General features: G+C 59.0%; 13 protein-coding genes. All 13 read right to left on the bottom strand.

Annotated features, from left to right (window positions below; genetic code table 11):
- Positions 1-34: 34 nt before the first annotated feature.
- The 13 genes from tssI to ACIN8IBEIGE_RS05655 all read right to left on the bottom strand — a co-directional run bounded on the left by tssI (position 35) and on the right by ACIN8IBEIGE_RS05655 (position 18,930).
- Positions 35-2,083, bottom strand: coding sequence for a type VI secretion system tip protein TssI/VgrG (tssI, locus tag ACIN8IBEIGE_RS05715; RefSeq protein ID WP_160013795.1), 2,049 nt, complete (start codon positions 2,081-2,083; stop codon positions 35-37).
- A 72-nt stretch (positions 2,084-2,155) separates the two neighbouring features.
- The gene (locus ACIN8IBEIGE_RS05710; protein WP_178124332.1) at positions 2,156-3,154 is read right to left on the bottom strand and encodes a serine/threonine-protein kinase; all 999 of its coding nucleotides are present in this window, start codon (positions 3,152-3,154) and stop codon (positions 2,156-2,158) included.
- A gap of 10 nt (positions 3,155-3,164) precedes the next feature.
- Entirely contained in the window at positions 3,165-3,893 is a 729-nt protein-coding gene (locus ACIN8IBEIGE_RS05705) for a PP2C family serine/threonine-protein phosphatase (protein ID WP_160013794.1), read from the bottom strand.
- Positions 3,893-7,432: a type VI secretion system membrane subunit TssM gene (gene tssM / locus ACIN8IBEIGE_RS05700; RefSeq protein WP_160013793.1), complete on the bottom strand. Its 3,540-nt coding sequence runs from the start codon at positions 7,430-7,432 to the stop codon at positions 3,893-3,895. Before tssM ends, ACIN8IBEIGE_RS05705 begins: the two co-directional genes overlap by 1 nt.
- Positions 7,429-8,310, bottom strand: a complete 882-nt coding sequence (icmH, locus tag ACIN8IBEIGE_RS05695; protein ID WP_090379577.1) for a type IVB secretion system protein IcmH/DotU — start codon at positions 8,308-8,310, stop codon at positions 7,429-7,431. The genes tssM and icmH overlap by 4 nt, the downstream gene beginning before the upstream one ends.
- Before the next feature lie 2 nt (positions 8,311-8,312).
- A complete protein-coding gene (gene tssK / locus ACIN8IBEIGE_RS05690; protein ID WP_090240817.1) occupies positions 8,313-9,644 on the bottom strand; it encodes a type VI secretion system baseplate subunit TssK in 1,332 nt (443 codons plus the stop codon).
- A 3-nt stretch (positions 9,645-9,647) separates the two neighbouring features.
- Entirely contained in the window at positions 9,648-10,130 is a 483-nt protein-coding gene (gene tssJ / locus ACIN8IBEIGE_RS05685) for a type VI secretion system lipoprotein TssJ (RefSeq protein WP_160013792.1), read from the bottom strand.
- A gap of 5 nt (positions 10,131-10,135) precedes the next feature.
- Positions 10,136-11,332, bottom strand: a complete 1,197-nt coding sequence (tagH, locus tag ACIN8IBEIGE_RS05680; protein ID WP_160013791.1) for a type VI secretion system-associated FHA domain protein TagH — start codon at positions 11,330-11,332, stop codon at positions 10,136-10,138.
- Between the two features lie 19 nt (positions 11,333-11,351).
- Positions 11,352-11,483 (bottom strand): type VI secretion protein, encoded by a 132-nt coding sequence (locus tag ACIN8IBEIGE_RS05675; protein ID WP_160016316.1) that lies wholly within the window; start codon positions 11,481-11,483, stop codon positions 11,352-11,354.
- Between the two features lie 434 nt (positions 11,484-11,917).
- Complete coding sequence (locus ACIN8IBEIGE_RS05670; protein WP_160013790.1) at positions 11,918-12,874, bottom strand: tetratricopeptide repeat protein; 957 nt, start codon at positions 12,872-12,874, stop codon at positions 11,918-11,920.
- Positions 12,864-16,040: a hypothetical protein gene (locus ACIN8IBEIGE_RS05665; protein ID WP_160013789.1), complete on the bottom strand. Its 3,177-nt coding sequence runs from the start codon at positions 16,038-16,040 to the stop codon at positions 12,864-12,866. The genes ACIN8IBEIGE_RS05670 and ACIN8IBEIGE_RS05665 overlap by 11 nt, the downstream gene beginning before the upstream one ends.
- A complete protein-coding gene (locus ACIN8IBEIGE_RS05660; RefSeq protein WP_160013788.1) occupies positions 16,037-16,879 on the bottom strand; it encodes a DUF4123 domain-containing protein in 843 nt (280 codons plus the stop codon). Before ACIN8IBEIGE_RS05660 ends, ACIN8IBEIGE_RS05665 begins: the two co-directional genes overlap by 4 nt.
- Positions 16,864-18,930: a type VI secretion system tip protein VgrG gene (locus tag ACIN8IBEIGE_RS05655; RefSeq protein WP_160016315.1), complete on the bottom strand. Its 2,067-nt coding sequence runs from the start codon at positions 18,928-18,930 to the stop codon at positions 16,864-16,866. The genes ACIN8IBEIGE_RS05660 and ACIN8IBEIGE_RS05655 overlap by 16 nt, the downstream gene beginning before the upstream one ends.
- Between the last annotated feature and the right edge of the window lie 119 nt (positions 18,931-19,049).

Here is a 19,049-nt window from a genome sequence, read left to right as displayed (position 1 = left end):
GCTCGTTAAACACTTGGTATTAGTTATTAAGTGATTATTCGGAAAACAGAAAGAATGTTTGCGGCTGCTTTTCTGTCTTTTGCAGTGAGTTCACCAGCGCCTCATCCAGCAAATTCCCCGCCTTATCGCTATCCGCCGCGCCTGGCAGCACCGGTGGTTTGATCTTGATGCCTGAGCCTTTACCCGGAGCACCGCCGGCGTTGATTTTGGCTTGTGGCCCGACCAGGGTGATGCCGCCGGGGTCGAGTTTGATAAAGCTGCCGCCGGCTTTGATCGTCAGTTCGACGCCGGCTTCGATGACCATCTTTTGCCCGGCTTTGAGGTGGATTTCGCGGCCGGCTTTGGTCAGTTGCGCGGTGCCGAGTTTGATGTGTTGGTTTTGCCCAACGGTGAGGTGGTCGTCGGGTTTGACTTCGACTTTGCGCTCGGTTTTCACCGTGAGGTGTTCTTCGGCTTGCAGCTCGGTGTAGCTGTTGGCTTCGACGGTGTCGTGGCGTTCGTTGCCGACGCGGATCTTTTGGTCGTGCTCGATGTTCTCGTCCCAGTCGCGTTGGGCGTGCAGGTAGATCTGTTCGGCACCTTTCTTGTCTTCGATGCGCAGCTCGTTGTAGCCGCCACCGCCCGGTGTGCTGAGGGTTTTGAACACGGTGCGGGTCTTGTTTGCCGGCAGGTCGTAGGGCACCACATGCTCGGCGTGGTATAGGCAGCCGGTGACCAGCGGCTGATCGGGGTCGCCTTCAAGGAAGGTCACCAGCACTTCCATGCCGATCCGTGGAATGGCGATGCCACCGTAAGCATCGCCGGCCCAGCTGGAGGCCACGCGCAGCCAGCAACTGGTGGTGTCGTCGGCCTGGCCTTCACGATCCCAGAAGAACTGCACCTTGATCCGGCCGTATTCGTCGCAGTGGATTTCCTCGCCTGCTGGGCCAGTGACTACAGCCGTCTGGCTGCCTAGAACTCTGGGCTTCGGATGGGCAAGCGGCGGGCGGAAGGGCACGTCCCAGGGGGCGGCGATAAAGTGGTTGCGGTAGCCCTGCTGGAAACCGTCGCTGGCTTCGGTATGGCTGGTGACGGACTCTTCCAGCACCTGCGGCTGTTTGCCCTGGTGAATCACCTCATGCAGCAGCCAGAGGTCGTTGTAGTCCTGGCGCGGGTGGTCGGATATTTCGAGGAAATGCCCGCTGAGCAGTTTCGGTTGATCGCCACGCCCCTCGGCCAGGCGGTAGTCGGCGCGGTGGCGTTCGAGGTTGCGCTGGCTGAGGTGCTTGCCACGTGTACGGTCGACAAAGCGGCCGGGGTAGTCGTAATCCTCAAGGTCCGGCAGCGGCTTGGCCTCGGGGTCACGATCCTCCTTGAAAGCGGCTTCCATTAGCAGGCGTGGCTGTTCGAAGTCGTAATCACGGCGGGTGATGCGGCTGGTGCGGGTTTCCAGGCGCACGGCGAAGCGTTTGATCACCGGCTCATCGGCGGTCATGCCGTTGTCTTGCAGGTAGGCGGTGGGTTGGCCGAGTTTGCCAAACGCAGTCTGGTCATCACCAAAGGTCAGTACGTGGCCCTGACTGCTGTGCTGGAAGTGGTAGTGAATGCCTTCCTCCTCGCACAGACGTTGGATGAAGTGCAGGTCGCTCTCGTCGTACTGCACGCAGTAGTCGCGCGTGGGGTAAACCGTGGGGCCGAGCAGGAACTGGTAGCCGCCTTCGACGATGCCGTGCTCTTGCAGGACCGTGGCGACGATTTCGGGCACCGTCAGGTGCTGGAAGATGCGCTGGTTGGTGCGCAGGGCCAGGTAGCTCAGCTGCGGCACGATGCTCAGTTTGTAGCGGGTCAGGCGCTTGCCGGATTCGGCTTGGGCGACCTGATAGATCAGGCCGTGAATGCCTAGGTCATCTGGGGTAAAGGCGAGGAAGGCGCGCTGATGCAACAGGCTTTGCAGATCCAGCTCGGCGTTCTCGCTGATCAGTTCCACCTCGAAACGATAAGGCTGACTGATGGCTTCGCGGCCGCTGAACTCGAGCACTTGCAGGTCGTGTTCAAGACCTTCGATGCTTAGGCTGAAGTGGGTTTCATTGGCCGGGTTGAACATAGTCATTTCCTTGTTAAAAGATCATCCATTGCTGTTGCTAGGTGCCGTTGGGCTTCGTACCTCAGCGCCAACCTACGAGTTGCGCCACAGCCAGCGCCGCCAACCGCTGGGCGTGGGTTGGCGAAATACTTCGAGCAACTGTGCGCAACTGATATTGCGCTGCGCTTCATCGAACGCCAGCGCGGTACGCACAGCGGGCCAGCAATGCGTCGGTAACTGCTCCGGACGCTGCAGCTGCTTATCCAGCTCCATGACCTTGGCCTGTTTGGCGCTTTGCCGGCTGAACGGATGGCGTCCACTGGCCAGTTCATACAGTACGCACGCCACGGCATAGACATCGGCAGCGGCGGTGAGCGGCGCACCGTCTAGCAATTCCAGGGCGGCGTAGCGCGGCGTCCAGGCGGTGAAGCGGTTGCGGCACAGGCGCGGCAGGCCAGGCAGCAGACCTTCCACGGGCTGGCCGAGACCATAATCGAACAGGCGCAGGCCGTCTTCGGCGAGCATCACATTGCTGGGCTTCAGGTCGCCATGCAGCACGCCGAGGCTGTGTGAATAGCTCAGGGCATCGAGCAGAGCGATGGCGATTTCCTGCAGTTCGCTCCAGGGCAGGCCTTCGGGGCGTTCGCTAAGTAACTGGTCGAGGGTCAGGCCCTTGAGCAGCTCCAGGGTGAGGAAGGCGCGCTGGCTTGGCACATCCACCTCGAAGCCGAACAGGCGCACTACATGCGGGTGATTGAGCCGTGCGGTGAGGGCGAACTCGCTGTACAGCAGCGCGTTGGCATCCGGGTACTCGGCGAAATCATCGCTGAGGGTTTTCACGGCCACATAGGGCTCGGGATCACCGAACTGTTCGCGCAGCAGATCACGGGCGCGATACACCGCCCCCATGCCGCCGACGCCGAGCAGGCGCTCGATCTTGTAGCGGCCGCCGAGCACTTCTGGCAGTTCGCTGAGTACTTCACGCGGGGCTTGCGTTGCCGGTTTGGCGGCAGTCGCAGCCAGGGCGAAGTAGGTCAGGTCGCTGGCCGGGCTGCTGGCCAGCGGCAGTTCATCGAGCAGCTGTTCACTCATCCATGAGCCCTCATCGGCGAATCACCACCGCACTCAGGTTGTCCCGCGCCGGGCCGTCGAGGGCCTGCTGGAACAAGCGGTTCAGTGTGAGTTGCGGTGACGGCAGGTTTAGCGCTGCGCCGAGGTCGTCGACGGACACGCCTTGGTACAGGCCATCGCTGCACAGCAGAAAGGCATCGCCAGGCAGCACATCCAGTTCGAGAATTTCCAGCTTCAGCTCGTCACTGGCACCGATGGCGCGGGTCAGCGCGTGCGCCGCCGGATGCCGAGCAGCTTCACTGGGGCTCAGTTGCTGTTCATCGATCAGTTGCTGCAGCAGCGAGTGATCGCGGCTGAGCTGATACAGCCGACTGCCGCGCCACAGGTAGCAGCGGCTGTCTCCGGCCCATACGCAGGCGGCACGGTCGCCTTCGATCAACAGCGCCACTACCGTGCTGCCGATCACCGGGTCGGGATGGGCGGCGGTAACCGTCAGCTCCTGACCGAGACGCCGGTTCAGTGAGTGCAGGCGCTTGCGCAGTTCATCCAGACGTTGCGGCAAATCGCCTGCGCTCGGCTCGGCCAACTGCTCGACAATCAAGCGGCTGGCCAGGGCACCGTTCTGGTGCCCGCCCATGCCGTCGGCAACCACCCACAGGCCCTGCTCTGGCAGGGCCAGAAAGGCATCTTCGTTGCGCGCCCGCACCTTGCCGTTGTCGGTGCGCGCAGCGCTGCGCCAGAGGTTGGCAACCTCCTGCATCAGAGCGTGGCCGGCAGTTTGAAGCTGCGCAGCTGGTCGAGGTCAAACGGGTTCGGCGAGCGCTGGCTGTGCAACAGGTAGTTAGCACGCAAGCCACCCAGGTCGGCCTTGAGCATCAGCACGTCACGACCACTGTGGTAGTCCACGCTCATCAGGTCGAGCAGACGGAACAGCGACCAGGGGCCGGTGTTCTTCTCGATCCCCACCTTGCGTCCACCGAGCTCTTCCACAACCAGGCTGGTGCGTCCTTCATTGGCCTCGGTCGGCCAGCTGAAGGCGGTCTGCACGATAGGTCCGTGGCGGTATTCCATCTGCTGGTTGCCGAAACGGAAATCGGCGCGGCCCAGGCTGGAATCCAGCGAGTAGGGCTCGAGCTTGAACAGCACTTTCGGCTCGTTGGGATTCTCGGCAAAGAAGCTGCGGCGGATAGTTTGCGCATGGCTCATCTGCAACAGGAACTCGCGCGACAGCGGCAGGCCACGGCCATCCATGCGGCGCAGTTGATACTGGCCGGCGGTGCCACTGACGAAGGGCTTGAGATAGCTGTCGAAGAAGCGCTCGGCAATACCCTGAGCCTTGAAGAACTCGCGGAAGTCGGCAATCGCCACATCGCTTTCGCTGTGCGCGCTGAACGGATAACGCTGCTTCAACGAGCCATCGTAAGCGGCATAGAGCTCGCTCTTATAGCGTTGGTTGAGGTAGTGGTAGGCGTCGTTGAGCACCAGCATCCAGCTGTCTTCGGCGAGCAGGCCGAGCCAATTACCAACCGGTTGCGGCAGGCGCGCGGCACTGCTGCGTACCTGGTTGATCGCATCACGCTGGCCGCCCATGCGCGCCTTGGCCAGCTCGAACGCAGCCTGCTCCGGTGCGCTGGCGTGGGCCAGGCTGGCCAGTTGCAGTTGCAAGGCATCCAGCGCTTGCATGCTGGCCGCCAGCTCAGCCCCGGCACCGCCATTTTCATCAAGCAGGCGGTGCAGCGGTTCGAAGCGGCGCTCCAGGGTTTTGCGCGCGGTGTCCGGCAGGTTTTTCACTAGGGCAGCCTGCGCCTGTTCGGCGGCAGCACCGGCCAGTTTGGCAACCTTACCCAGCTTGCCCTTGGCGCCTTTCAGGGTGTCGGCTGCCGCGCCAGCATCATCCGCCGCTTCGGCCATGCCTTTGAAACGGGTGTTGTCACGCACTTCGACCAACAGCTGCAGCAGCGGTGAGTTGGCCGCAGTGAGGCTGGAAAGCTGCAGAGCGCCCTGATTGGCGCTGCCGATCGGGTCCAGCGACAGCTGCGCGATGGCCTCACCCCAGTAGTTGGCGTAATCGCGGAAGTACAGCTGTTCCATCTCCACCAACAGGCGGCTGAGGTCGCTGCTGCTGAGGGTGTCGCTGTCGCCCAGTACCCAGTTATCGCGCAGCAGTTCGCGTACCAGGTCGGCACCCTTGGCGGTAAAGGTTTTCTGGTAGCCAGCCTGGGTATAGAAGCCTGGAATGGCGTAGTCGCTGCCGACAAATACCCCGGCTTGTGGACCGAGCCTCTGGCTCAGACGGTACTCCGGCAGGCTGCGGGCCTGGTCGCGGAGCATGCGATACACCACATTGGCCAGCGATTCGCTGCGCAGGATCTTGCGCGCTTCGGCGACCAGTGGCGCGTTGAGCGAGTAGGGCGTAAACGACTCGGACAGCAGGCGGTCAAAGTGCTCGTTGAGGCCGCGCTGACCGACGCTGTTGCCGGCATAACGCAGCGACCAATCGGCTGCCAGCCACTCTTGCAGGAAGGCTTTGTCGCGGCGCTCCTCGAGGTTGAGCATGAGGTAAGCGCGCAGGCTGTTGAGCAGGCGCTCACGGTCATTGAGGTTGGCGCGAACCTGGGCTTCCAGCTGACGGCCAACACGGCTTAGCAGCAGGTTTTCCAACTCGCCACGGTAGGCCCGCTGAACGGTCGGGTCGGTTTTTTCACCCTGATACAAACCACCGCGTTGCAGATAGGAGGCTTGATCCACCGGTGGGAACACCTGAGTGGCGGCGTAGCTGTGATCCAGCGCCTTGAGAGTGCGCAATGCATCGTCTTGCGCACTCAGGCTCTCGTGTTGCTGAGTCAGTTGCTGAGCGAGATCGCGCAGTTGTTCCAGGCGGCCGTGGTTACCGGAAAAACCATTGGCCCAGACCACACCAAACACACCGAGCACGACCAGGGCCGTGGCGTACATGGCGCGCTGGCCCCAGTCGATACGACGCACTTCTTTTTGATCCAGCCCGGCCAGGTCGGCCTCGGGGAAGATCACGCGGTTGAGCACATGATTGATAAAGCGTGCGCGGCCGCTGCGGAAGGTCGGCAGGGCGCTGCTGGAGAGGCCTAGGTTGCGACCAATGCTGCTGGTGCTTGCATCGAGTTGGTCATTCAGTTCCGGTGCGCTGGTCAGGTAGAAACCACGCAGCTGGCTGGCGCGCTGATAACGGTTGCCGCTGAACGCCAGCTCGCTGAACAGGCACAGACGCTCGCCCAGCAGGCCGAGTTGGTGCGGGAAATCGAGGATGCGGCCACGGCGCTGGGTGTCGCGCTCCTGGTGCATGCGCAGGATCACCTGGCTGTTGAGGCGGCGCAGCAGCTCTTCGAATTCCTGACGGATTACCTGTACATCGGTGGCGTTCTGCTCCTTGCGGAAGCTGGCGCCGAGCACCTGATCGCTTTCTTCACGTGACAGCTGATCGAAGAACTCATCGAAGCCCAGCACCTTGTCGGCCTTGCTCAGTACCAGGTACACCGGCACGTTGGCGCCAAGGCGCTGATGAATATCCTGCAAACGCTGACGAGTCTGACGCGCGAGGTTTTCCAGTTCGACTTCGCTGCCGCCTTGCAGGTACTCGACGGGGATATTCACCAGCACGCCATTGAGCGGGCGCGCGCGGCGTTTGCGCAGCAGGCCGAGCAGGGTTTCCCAGGCGCGGCCGTCGATGGCCGGGTCAGGCTGGGTCAGGTAGCGCCCGGCGGTGTCGATCAACACGGCGTGGTCGGCAAAGTACCAGTCGGCGTAGCGCGTGCCGGATACGTCCTTGGTCAGGCGTTGCTGGTCACCACGGTTGAGTGGGAAGTCCAGGCCGGAGAAGTCCAGCAGGCTGGTTTTACCGCTGCCTTGTGGGCCGAGCAGCATGTACCAGGGCAATTCACTGCGCCATTTTTCGCTGCGGCCACGGTACAGGCTGGAGCGTTTCAGGGTATGCAGCGCCTGCTTGAAGCGATGGCGCAACTCCATCTGTTCTTCATTGATCAGGCCTTCACGGCGCAGGCGCTCTTGGGCGTCGGCGTCATCCTCTTCGGCCTTCTTGCGGGCGGTGGCCTTCCAGCTGGCGAACACCATGGCCAGGCCCCAGATCAGGAACAGCAGGCTGATGCTCAGCAAGCGGCTGGTGGCCGATTCCCAGAACTTGTAATCATTGACCGCCAGCAGCGGGCCGACGAACCACACCAGCAGGGCCAGCACCAGTACCAGGCACAGGCTCCAGACCCAGGTCTTGCGGAAAAAAGCGGCTAACTTGCCGAAGAAACTCTTCATTTCGTCTCATCCATGAATACACCCGCGGACGGGTCAAGTTGCTCGTATGGCTGCAAAATTGTTTCGCGTTGCTCGCCCAGTACCCAGGCAAAACCGCCATACATCACTACCAGGCAAACCACTGTGAACAGTGCCACCAGCCACCACGGCACGATGCGCACTAGGCGTCGGCGGGTGTCTTTCAGGCCCTGCCAGTGCGGCGAGACTTCGCGCGGTACGTCGCCGCGCATCTGGCGGATCTGCCGATAGAGGCTGTCGCGCACCGCTTCCAGTTCGAGCATGCCGCGTGGCAGAACGCGGTATTTGCCCTCGAAACCGAGCGACAAACACAGGTACATCAGCTCAAGCATCGGCAGGTGCTTGACCGGGTTGCGCGACAGGCGCTCAAGCAGCTGGAAGAACTTCTCACCACCGAAGGTCTCGTTGTGGAAGCTCGACAGCAGGCTCATCTGCGACCACGTACTCTCATTGCCCCACGGCGTGGTCACCACGGCTTCATCGACCACGGTGCAGAGCACGTAACGGGCGGCCATCACCTGGCTGCTTTCCGCACCCTCATGCAGGGCGCGGTGCTCGAACAGCTTGATGGCGCTGGACAGACGTTGGTTGAGCGCATGCATGTCTTCACTGTCGAAGCTGTGCTTGAGCCGCACGACTTCCGAGAGCAGGTTGGCGGCGGCAGCCACCAGCGGATTGAGGCTGATATTGAAGCTCTCGGCCGGGCGCAGACGTGCGGCGTAGATCATCCGCTCTTCCAGCTGTTCGAACTTCGGCGGTGCGGCAAAATCGGTCAGCGGGCTGTGCGCTGGGGCATCACCTTTACGGTTGAGGATGACGGTTTTGTCGTCCTGGCCGTATTCCATTTCCTTGGTAGTCATCGTCAGTTCCTGATCGCCCAGAATTTCATCTCAAGCCCGGAGAACTCGCCGGACACGTGGAAAGCGAAGCCGCCGGAGCGTTCCAGTTGCGCCAGGTCTTCGGAGCCCAGTTCCAGGGCGAAGTAGGTTTTGCCCGAATGGAAGGGAATCTGCCGTGGCGCCACGGGCATCGGTTTGACCTTGATCCCCGGCAGGTGCAGGTTGACCAGTTGGCGGATCTGCTCCACTGGGCCGACCTTGAGGTGCGCCGGCAGGCGGTTACGCAGCTCTTCCGAGTCGCACTGGGCGCTGGCCGCGAGGACGAAGGTGGAGGTGGCGAGCAACTTGTGGTCGTGCAGCGGCGACACTTGAATGCCGTACTGACGCTGTTGCAGGAGCATTTCGATAGCGTGCTGCTCCAGCACCATCGACAGCACTTGGCGAATCGCATCCATCAGCTTGCGGAAACTGGTGCCCTGATCGCTGTGCAGGTAACGGCCTTCCAGGCGCGGGCGTTTGATCTCGCTGGAGAAGGTCGCCAGCTCGCCGAGCAGGCCGAGCAGCTCGCGGTAGATCTGCTCCGGGTGCACCTGTTCGATGCCCAGGTAATGCCGCAGCACCGGCTCGAAGCGGTTGATCAGCTGCAGCATCATGAAGTCGCCGACTTCCGCACCGCCGACCTTGCCGGTGGCGCGAATCCGCTCGGCGAGGATGTCACCGCGGTGGGCGAGCATGCTGATCACTTCCTTCAAGCAGCTGAGCAGGTAGCCGGAGGCCTGGAAGTTGACGTAGGTGGGGATGAACTCTGGATCAATGCTGATCACCCCGTCCGGGGTGGTGTCGAGCACGTCGCACAGTTGCAGTTTGACGTAGGCCTGGTCGCTCTGGTGTTCACCCAGCAGCAGGCGGAAATCCGGGCGGCCGCAGCTGACTTGGCTCGACGCGCTGTCGCCGGCGTTGGAATCGGCCACTTCTTCATCGAATGCGGTGAAACGTGCCAGTACGTCCTGCTGTTCCGGGCGGCGGCTCTCGATATGGTTGCCGGTGACCAATGGCAGGGCCAGGTACACCGGGGTGTTGCCGGTATTCGGTGGCACGTCGAGGGCCAGTGGCTCGCGCTCGGCACCGATATCGAACAGGGTGCCGTCGGGCAGGATGCCGCTGGCCTTGCTCACCACCAGTTTGCCCATGTTGAGGAACTGGCGGTCGATCTCCAGCTCGAAAAAGCCCCAGGCGTAGCTGTCGAGTTTCTGCGTGCGGGTTTTCAGCTGGTAATCGTAGTAACGGTCGTTCTGCTGGAAGTGCTGCGGGCGCAGCAACATACCTTCCTGCCAGACCACTTTATGCATGGCCATGGCTTAATCCTCGTCCTTGTTGGCTTTATCCGGGGCTTGGATGCCTTTGGCATCCAGCGTCAGCACGCTGTAGTTGTGCTCTTTTTCCTGCAACACAATCACTGTGCGCCAGTTGCTTTCTGGTAGGTCGCGGTAAGCGGCTAATACACCGACATAGCGGCTGCCAGGCTGTACCGAGAGTTTCAGTTTGCGCTGCTCGCCAGGACGCAGCTCCAGCTCTTCGAGCACCACCATGTCCGGCGACAGGGCTTCTTTCGGGCGCTGATACAGCGAAAAGAAATCGGCCGTTTCAAACGACACCGGGTGCTTCAGCTCGACCAGGCGCAGGACGATCGGTGAAGGGCGGCCATTGAGGTCCGGGTTGAGTTCGTCCCGGCCGTTCAGGGTCAGGTCGAGTTTGGTCATGTCCGAATAGGGCGACAGTGCGGCGCAGCCGGTCAGGCCGAGCAGGGCGGCCAATAGGGCCAGGGGGAGCAAGCGGTACATGGAAATCATCCTTGAACGTCGTTGTTAAGAGTGGCGATCAGGCGAACCTGCTCTTCATAGGTGCGGGCAAAGTCGCGGGCGAACAGGCGGTCGCTCCAGTCGTCGTTCTGTTCCAGCGCGCTGTGCAGGCGGCGGTAGGCACGCCAGCGGCTACCCGCGGTGGCGATCAGCGGCTTACGCCCTTCGCGCTCGAAACGCAGGCTCAGCTGTTCCGGCGACAGTTGCTCGAACATGCCTTTGACCGCCGCGCGGCTGGCGGCGAGCAGTGCCACCTGGTGCGCCTGCAAATCCCGGAAACTGCGACTGATGGTTTGCTCGGCGCTCAGTTGCCCAGCCTTGCCGCCACGCAGCAGCGCGCTCAGCGCTTCACTGCTGTCTGCGGTGTGTTTGAGTGGGTTGTTGCCGGCGCTCTGCACCGTGGTCAGGGCCAGGCGCAGCTCGTTTTTCAGTTCGCTGCGGGTGCGCAGGCTCTGTTGCAGGCTGCCGACGCTCTGCTTGAGTAGCTTGGCGGCATTCAGCGCCAGCGCTTCGCGGGCGTCATCGTCGAGGTCATCCAGCTTGACCCCGAGTGCTTCGCCGAATTTTTCCCAGAAGCTCAAAGGCAGACGCACCGGTTCCGGCGCGGGCTTGGGCTGCGTGATTACCGGCGGTGCAATCAGCTCCGGCACCAGCAGGTTCTCTTCATCGATCTGCGCGTAGTCGCGTTGCTGGGCATGCACGTTGTGCGGCTGCAACACGGCCGTCAGGTCATCAACTTGGGCGTACACACGCTCCTGCTGATCGAGCGCAGTCATAGGGTCAAGATCAAGAAAGGCATCGTCCGGGATGATGCTGCCAGCAGGCTGCGAGCGGCCGATATCGCCGGCGAACAGCGCCGGGTCCTGAATCAGCCGCGCGCGCAGCTCAAAGTCACCGAAGCAATACACGCTGCCGTGCTCGATACGCTGGGCCTCGCCCTTGCGCAGGCTGGCGCCACTGTCTTTCAGCTGAATACCGTTGCTGCTGGTATCGGTCAGGAAGAAGGAGCCATTGCGATAGCTCACCTCGGCATGCCGGCTGGACAACACGCGCTTGCGATCCGGGATCACCCAGTCGCATTCCTCCGCCCGACCAATAATGCCGCCGGCCTGCTTGAAGGTTTTGGTGGTCAATAGACCTGGCACGAACTGCTGTGCACTGACCACATCGAAGACCAGTTCCATGGTTGTTAACTCCTTGCGGTCAGTTGCCGCGTTTCACTGCTTGCGGTTCGCCCAGGGGGCGGTATTCGTCGTCGCTGAACTTGTAATTGCCGCTGCAGGCAGAGAGGCTCAGGGCTGCGAGAAGAACGAGGGCGTAATAGCGTTTAGGCACGCGGATTTCCTCCTTGAAAGCGTGAATGGCAACGGTAGTCACCGCTGTAGTGGCAAAGTGCTGCTTGTGGGCGGGCATTGAAATGCAAGACAGAGCCTTGTCAGGTGACCTGGTTCATAAAAATGGTGGATGAGCGCCAGAAAATGGGAGCTGTGACCGCAGTGCTTGTGTTGATCTTCACCGCTGCACCTCCTGTGTTTGCAGGCTTACCAACCCGGTGAGCGAGATCAGTGGTAAACCAATGGCTATTTGTCATTTGAGCGTCGTGCTCCATTCCTTGACCCCGCTGTTTAAGCCTCAGTTTTGCTTGTCGGCTTGAAATTGATCAGATTTTAAGTGGCCAAACTTCCGTTGTTTGTTGCTGGTAGTCCGTTATTAATAAAAACATGCATTAATGCTTTATTAATATTGCTTTGCCATCAACAGATTAGATATTAAAAGCCAAGCTTGGGGACGTGGAATGAAAGTGGTGGATGAGTTTTCTTCCATTCATGGAAAAACTTTTCGCCCTCAGCCTTTTGCTCGGCAGTTAGTTCGTCTTCGAATGTGTCGAGTATCCAGCTAGTCTTTGCTTTACCTAGCGCATCTCGCCTGAAAAGTAGTAAGCCATACGCCATAGCCTTATTGGGCGTGTACTCGGGGTTTTGATATATGTCAGTTCGGCCTTTGTGAATTGTTTCTAGTGCTAACACACAATCGGCATGACTGGTTAATAAACACTTCTCTAACCATTTTTTCGATTCAATATAGTTTCCTGCTCTATTTAGTCTTAACGAAAGAAGCGACATAGCTTTGGGGTTGCCTTCCTCTGCTGACTTTCTGAGAATTTTTTCGCCCTCACGGGTTAATTTCGTTTTTCCTGTTTCTTGTGTCCTCGTTTCGCTCAGTATTAAGTCAGCGAGAAAATATCCAGCTTCATGATTGCCGGCGTCTGCAGCCTTTTTTAACCAGTCTCTGTCGCCCGTTAGATAGTAGAGGGCATGCATAGCTACATTATTTCCGCTCTGTGCCTGTTCCTGTGCTAGGTCTTTGGCCCTACTCTTCCAATAGGCTCGATCTTTTTTACAGCTGACTTGTAGTGCCGCGCAGAGATCATCGCTCTTTGAAAGGCGTATCATCGCAAAGAGGTCGTTCTGTTCGGCTGCAGCTTCATACCATTGCTGAGACTCTTCCGTCATATAGCGATTAGAAAGTCTCAAGATTTCCGCTAAATAATACTGCGCTTCACTGTTTCCGGTTTTAGCTGCATTTCTAAGCGGCTCTTGTGAGTTAATCCAGTCGTGTTGGTTGTATAACGTGAAACCTCTACTTAAGTCGGCGTTTTCTTGGGCGGCGATCGCTGATAAGCAAATTGCGCTTAGCATTATGAGCCGGAAAAGTTTATGGCGCATTTCGGTCTCTATTTGTCTTAAGTATGTCGAATGAAGTTTTTAGGTGAAGTGTTAGTGCTGTTTTTAACTGTTTGAAATTGGCTTGGCTGGTTAATGCTTCCAAGCTTTTACCGGGGTTACGCATAAATTCTTCTAGTGCGGATAAATTTTCTTTAGCCTCCACAAGTTTGTCATCAGAGTGGCTCGCATCAATACTCATCCGCTCAAGCGCTTTTTGAAAGAGTACTTGTGCCGGGTTTGGGTCAAGTTCACTAAAGCGCTTTCCGCTAGCGTTACCGGCTGTCCACTCCAAGCAGCGAGCGATGGCGATTTGCTGGAAGTCACTTGCTTGCTGGGTCGAATATGTATCGGGTTCAGTTTGCCCATCACTCTGTATATTGAAACCACGGGGCTCGCTGCTCAGCGTATAAAGCAACGGCCCCAGCGTTTCCGGGGGCATACCTAGGAACCATTGGCCTACGGCTTCACGGTTAATTTCGTTGACCAGGGTGTAGGCGATTTGCCCGGCGCGTTTACTGGGGTTGCCGACCACTTCATCAATCAGTGAGTCGAGTTTGGTTGCCAGTAACGCACTAAATTCGGAGACGTTGGCCAGGGTAAGGGTGCCGAACAAGGTTATTTTGCTGAGGTAGTTAAAGGCGTTTTCATCGATCCAGTCGATACGGCGGAAGTTGTTACGCATCAGCACCCGGCGATACAGCATCAGCAGTTGTTTAATGCCTTGGTAGTCCAGCTCGAAGCTGTAGGCGCCTTTGGCACCTGGGCCGAAGAACACTGAGGCCTTAATGCTGAACATCAGCTTGCCGCCAATAAGCCCCACACGGAAGTCGAACTCACGGCCAATGCCGACCCCCAGGGAGCCCTCTGCCATAAATGCGCTAAGTGTTTGCCAGCTGGCTTCTTTCTTGTCATCCAAGTTTGGGCTGAGGATTAACGCATCCAGTGGCGGCTTCCAGTGCAGGCCACCTTTGATGGTGCAGCCAACCTGCGCGCCGGCAAACAGTTTGATGCTGGCGGCTTGTCCTTCGCGCTGGCCGAAATCCACTCCGCTGATGCTAGGGCGACCATTGTTATCAACTTCCAGCACGACCTCGCGGGCGAGCATCAGGCTGACTCCGGCAAACCCCCAGGCGACCACGCTATAGCTCAGGTAGAAATGCCCGATGGGTTGGCTGGCTTCGGTGCCCTCTGGTGTGTTGAAACGCAACGTGATGGCAGAGGCTTCAGCTTTTTTAGGTATTTCGATGTTCACCAAGTCGACTTCGCCGCGGCCAATATCGACGGTCATGCCGAGGGCGGCGGATGCCAGGGTGCGCTCCTTGAGAATCTTCGGGGAGTCGTCGATGCCGGATGCCTCAACAGATGAGGAGGTTTCCATCCACTCCGTGCGGGTGGTGAGTGCATCCAACTCGGCGGCGGGTATTACTTGCGGTGATGCCGTGCGGACAATCGCGTTAACGTTGACTTCGCTGGCATCCATCCCCAACAGGCGGACAAACTGGGCTTGATAGGAGGTGTCGAACAGCCGCAGTTGTTGCCGGGTCGAGTCCTCGAAAATCATTTGTAAGAGCTTCTTGCCCCAGGTTGCTGCCTGGCTTTCCAGGCTTTTTACCTGCCAGCCACTTTCTTGCAGGTAGTTAAAGAAATCATCGGCGATAAACAGGCCGTTCTTGTCGAACCATCTTGGGTCTTGTTCTTCAAGAGGGATCGCGCCCTGGCGTTCAAGAAACGCAGAAAAGATGGCGTCCGGGTCGGCTCGATAGAGTGAGGCGAAGCGTGCGGTGCGTGCGTGATCCTTTTTAAGGGTCGCGGCCAGTTCAGGGTCACTTTTGTTGGCCAGGTCATACAGGCTGAGGTGGGCCAGTGGACGCGTTATGGAGGCAAGGGAGAACTCGCGTAAGGGGATGTCGTCATTACAGACACTGTCCTGATGGCGCATTTCGTAGCTGTGGGTGTCCCACAGCAACTGACGCGTTGGACGCATGCGCTGCATGTTGGCATCCGCTTGCTGTCGTAGCCGGTCGAGAATGGGCTGTAGCTCGGCAATTTTTGCCCGCTGTTTACTTAATAGTTCGGAGGGGGGCGGTGAGTAGCCACCTGTGGCTTTGACGAATCTATCGAAGCGTTCTTCGGCGTCGTTTATGGCCTCTTGCTTCTTCTTGTAGGCCTCAAGGTAATCCTTGTATTCCTTCAGGCCGCTGGCCATATCGCTATTGCTACACAGGGCGAACTCTGGTGTCGCGATACCTAGGTTCGCAAGGGCGATGATGGGCTCGATATAGCCACCTAGGCGGTACTCGACGAGGTAGTCGTAGCGCGCGCGAAAGTCTTCCAGTGCCTGGCAATCCAGTGCGCCGCTCTGGCACGACTCAATGACCTTGCGGTAGGCGTTGAGTACATCCCAGACAGGCTGATACTCATTGGTGAGGCGGTTGTATTCAGTGAAGTCGATACCCCTGACTTTCGCCATAAAGCTGTTGTAGGCCTGCAGCGCTTCGCGCACTTGAACTTCACGCAGGCCGTACATTTTCTCGTTTTCGATATGAAAACCGACGCCCTTGGCGATGCTGTAGCCTTTGCTGCGCAGCTTGCCGCGCTTAAGGTGCAGCTTGCGCAGACGTTCACGGCGATCACGTAGTGCGCTGTGTAACTCGGCGCGCGCGTCTCTGAGTTCTGCCAGGTAGGGTTTCTGGGCGTTAATGCCGCGTTGGCTCAGCACTTTTTGCTCGGCCGCATCGTAACGCTGCAACACGCGCGGTTCATCGGCTGCAATCTGTTCTTTTAGGCTGCGTATCTCTTCTTCGATGGCGTCATAGTGCTGCTGGTCTTCTGGGCTGAGGAAAACATACGCATCGATTGGGATAAACGGTTCATGCAGACCATGCTGGGCAAGGGCTTGGTTGCGCGCATCGCGATCCTTCAGCACGGCTGAGGCACTTAGTTCGTTGGAGCACTCGATCAGTAGCGTTTGCAAGCGCTCAGGTAGCAACCAGAATTTGCGTTGGCCGGTGACATAGGCGATATCGGCAAAGGCTTTCGGTGAGCATGCTGGGGCTGCGTCGTCGGAGAACACGCTTTGGTCGGCCGTTATTCCGCGGGCGATCTGCGGCAAGGGAATTGGGTTGGCTTTGCAGCTGTTCGCTGGGGAAGTGGACGTTCCTGTCATGTCAGCGTTTCCAATTTTTCGAGTTTCTGGAGTAGGGGCAGATCACTGCGCAGAATCGACATAGTTGTGTCTTGCTCCTGCAGCGGCTGTTTATTCAGCAGCAGTAACAAGCGTTGTAAGTGCCTAGCCTCATCGACTCCGTGAGTGCTCAGCAGTTGCAGGTTATCGATAACTCTGCGGATTTCCGCTTGGCTAAGCGGGTTTGCAAATGCTGTTGTGTGGTGTGACAACCAATAGAGCCAACGGACTTCTTGGTGCAGCTGCAGTTCATGGCTCCCCAGCGTCAGTTGTTGAGTGGTGGCAGCTTGCGTTGTTTGTGGGCGTTGCCATTGCAGCCAAGAGTTCTCTGAACCGATAAGCGCGTTGCCGGGTGTAAACACTCGGCTCCATGGGCCGAAGAGGTTTGCTTGGTTATTTTCGTCAAACGATAAAGCCAGTGCGCTCCACAGCCGAGGGTCGTAAAACCGGCAGAGGCTTTCGCCGTGGGTCGTGCTGTTTACGGTCAGCAGCGATTGCGCATGACTGAAGGCATCCTCTGCCGTTTGGTTGGACTGGATGGCTATGCCAGACAGTCGGTCATGGCAAAGCTGAGCGGCAAGACTCTCGACCTGACTATTGGCTTGGGCCGAAATCCAGACAGGGCTGCTATCGATTAAGGCTGCATAATCGCTGCTCTGGAAGAGCATGCGAGTTTCGATAGCGCCTTCTGCCTGATAGAGCTTTTCCAGTGCTTGGGGGTGGAGCACCCGATCTAGGATGAAGTACACCTGACCCTCTGCGTGCCACTCTTCAGGTGTGGACTGGGGCAGGTCTTCAAGCGTTGTTAGCCACGTATGCATGGGCAATCCTTACGGCTACAGGCGCCGTTACTTTGCTTGCCACAACGTGAAATGAGCGGCTGACTGCGGTGAGTACTGAGGATAAAGGCCCCTGGGGCTATCGGTTGCAGTAGCTCCCCAGCCTTATCCGCATCCGCCGCCCCCGGAATAATCGGCAGCACAATGCCGATCCCAGTGCCCACGCCCGGTGCGCCGCCGGAGTTCATCTTGATGGTTGCGCCGCTGAGGGTGACGCCGCTGGGGTCGAGTTTGAGGAAGCTGCCGCCGCCGCTGGCGGTGAGTTCCATACCGGCGTCGATCACCACTTTGCTGCCGGCGTAGTAGTGGATTTCGTTGCCGGCTTCGACGAATTGGCCGGTGCCGACTTTCACATGCTGTTTTTGCCCGACGGTTAGGTGGTCGTTGCTGCGGGTTTCCACTTTGCGGTCGGCGTGGGTGGTGCGGTGTTCTTCGGCCTGGAATTCGCTGTAGCTGTTGGCTTCGACCGTGTCGTGGCGCTCGTTGCCGATGCGGATTTTCTGGTCGTGCTCGATGTTTTCATCCCAGTCGCGCTCGGCGTGGATGTAGATCTGTTCGGCACCTTTTTTATCTTCGATACGCAGTTCGTTGTAGCCACCGCCGCCAGGGCTGCTGAGGGCCTTAAACAGGCTGCGAGTTTTGTTGGCAGGCAGTTCGTAGGGCACTACATGTGCGGCGTGGTACAGGCAGCCGGTGACAAGGGGGTGATCAGGATCGCCTTCGAGGAAGGTCACCAGCACTTCCATGCCGATACGCGGAATAGCGATAGCGCCATAGCGGTCGCCAGCCCAGCTGGAGCTGACGCGCAACCAGCAACTGGTGGTGTCATTGGCTTGGCCTTCACGGTCCCAGTGGAATTGCACTTTGACCCGACCGTATTGGTCGCAGTGGATTTCTTCACCGGCGGGCCCCGTGACTACGGCCGTCTGGCTGCCTAGAACTTTGGGCTTTGCATGCTTAAGTGCGGGGCGGTGCAGCACGTCCCAGGGTGTGGCACTGAAGCGGTTGCGGTAGCCCTGTTGGAAGCCGTCGCTGGCTTGGGTGTCGCTGGTGACGGACTCTTCCAGCACCTGCGGCTGTTTGCCCTCGTGGTGGATTTCCGTCAGCAGCCACAGCTGGTTCCAGTCGCTGCGCGGGTGGTCGCTGAGGTTGAGAAAGTGGCCGCTGACAAGCAGCGGCTGGTCGCTTTCACCCTGGGCTAATTCGTAATCGCTGCGATGACGTTCGAGGTTGCGTTTGGCCAGGTGCTTGCCACGTTCACGCTCAACAAAGCGGCCGGGGTAATCGTAGTCTTCCAGGTCGGGGCTGAACTCACTGGTAAAAGCTGCTTCCATCAACAGTTTGGGTTTTTCGAAGTTGTAGTCGCGGCGGGTGACGCGGCTGGTGCGGGTTTCCAGGCGTAAGGCGAAGCGCTTGACCACCGGCTCATCGGCCACCAGGCCTGTGTCCTGCTGGTAGGCCGTTGGCGCCAGTTTGGGGAAGACGGTTTGGTCATCACCGAAGACCAGTACATGGCCTTGCTCGCTGTGCTGGAAGTGGTAATGAATGCCTTCTTCCTCGCACAGGCGCTGGATAAAGTGCAGGTCGGACTCGTCGTACTGCACGCAGTATTCGCGTTCTGGGTAGACGGTCTGGCCGAACTCGAACTTATAGGCGTTGCTCTGGATGCCATGTTCTTCGAGCACCTGGCTGATGATTTTTTCCACCGTCAGGTGCTGGAAAATACGTTGGTTGATGCGGTGCGCCAGGTACGCCAGTTGCGGGCGCAGGGTGACGTGGTAGCGGGTTATACGGTGCCCGGAGTCGCCTTGGGCGATGCGGTAGATCAGGCCATGAATGCCGCCGCCATCGGCTGTGAACTCTAGGAAGGCGGGCTGATGTAGCAGGCTTTCCAGATCCAGGTCAGGGCGTTCACTGATCAGCTCGAGTTCGAATGCAAAGGGTTGGCTGATGGCCTCGCGGCCTTTAAATTCAAGTACTTGCAGATCGTGGCCGAGACCGTCGATGGCCAGGGTAAAGCGGTTTGGCGCCAGGCTTGTGGCAAGGTTGGCGGCGTTGCCGGTCAAGGCGCGAACGACTGCGGAGGCCGATACCGCACTACTTCTGGCATTGGCTGTAACAGCCTCAGTCGGCGGCTGGGTCGTCGCGGCCG

The sequence above is a fragment of the Pseudomonas sp. 8BK genome (assembly GCF_902506475.1).
In the GTDB taxonomy this organism is placed as follows: domain Bacteria; phylum Pseudomonadota; class Gammaproteobacteria; order Pseudomonadales; family Pseudomonadaceae; genus Aquipseudomonas; species Aquipseudomonas anguilliseptica.
Note: the sequence above shows the minus strand (reverse complement) of the source record. Positions and strands in the feature narration are given on the sequence as shown.

Bases quoted from the DNA above. Each gene is read 5' to 3' on its own strand.
- tssK (WP_090240817.1), bottom strand. From the start codon at position 9,644: ATGGCCATGCATAAAGTGGTCTGGCAGGAAGGTATGTTGCTGCGCCCG.
- icmH (WP_090379577.1), bottom strand. From the start codon at position 8,310: ATGACTACCAAGGAAATGGAATACGGCCAGGACGACAAAACCGTCATC.
- tssI (WP_160013795.1), bottom strand. From the start codon at position 2,083: ATGTTCAACCCGGCCAATGAAACCCACTTCAGCCTAAGCATCGAAGGT.
- tssM (WP_160013793.1), bottom strand. From the start codon at position 7,432: ATGAAGAGTTTCTTCGGCAAGTTAGCCGCTTTTTTCCGCAAGACCTGG.
- tssJ (WP_160013792.1), bottom strand. From the start codon at position 10,130: ATGTACCGCTTGCTCCCCCTGGCCCTATTGGCCGCCCTGCTCGGCCTG.
- ACIN8IBEIGE_RS05705 (WP_160013794.1), bottom strand. From the start codon at position 3,893: ATGCAGGAGGTTGCCAACCTCTGGCGCAGCGCTGCGCGCACCGACAAC.
- ACIN8IBEIGE_RS05670 (WP_160013790.1), bottom strand. From the start codon at position 12,874: ATGCGCCATAAACTTTTCCGGCTCATAATGCTAAGCGCAATTTGCTTA.
- ACIN8IBEIGE_RS05665 (WP_160013789.1), bottom strand. From the start codon at position 16,040: ATGACAGGAACGTCCACTTCCCCAGCGAACAGCTGCAAAGCCAACCCA.
- ACIN8IBEIGE_RS05660 (WP_160013788.1), bottom strand. From the start codon at position 16,879: ATGCATACGTGGCTAACAACGCTTGAAGACCTGCCCCAGTCCACACCT.
- tagH (WP_160013791.1), bottom strand. From the start codon at position 11,332: ATGGAACTGGTCTTCGATGTGGTCAGTGCACAGCAGTTCGTGCCAGGT.
- ACIN8IBEIGE_RS05710 (WP_178124332.1), bottom strand. From the start codon at position 3,154: ATGAGTGAACAGCTGCTCGATGAACTGCCGCTGGCCAGCAGCCCGGCC.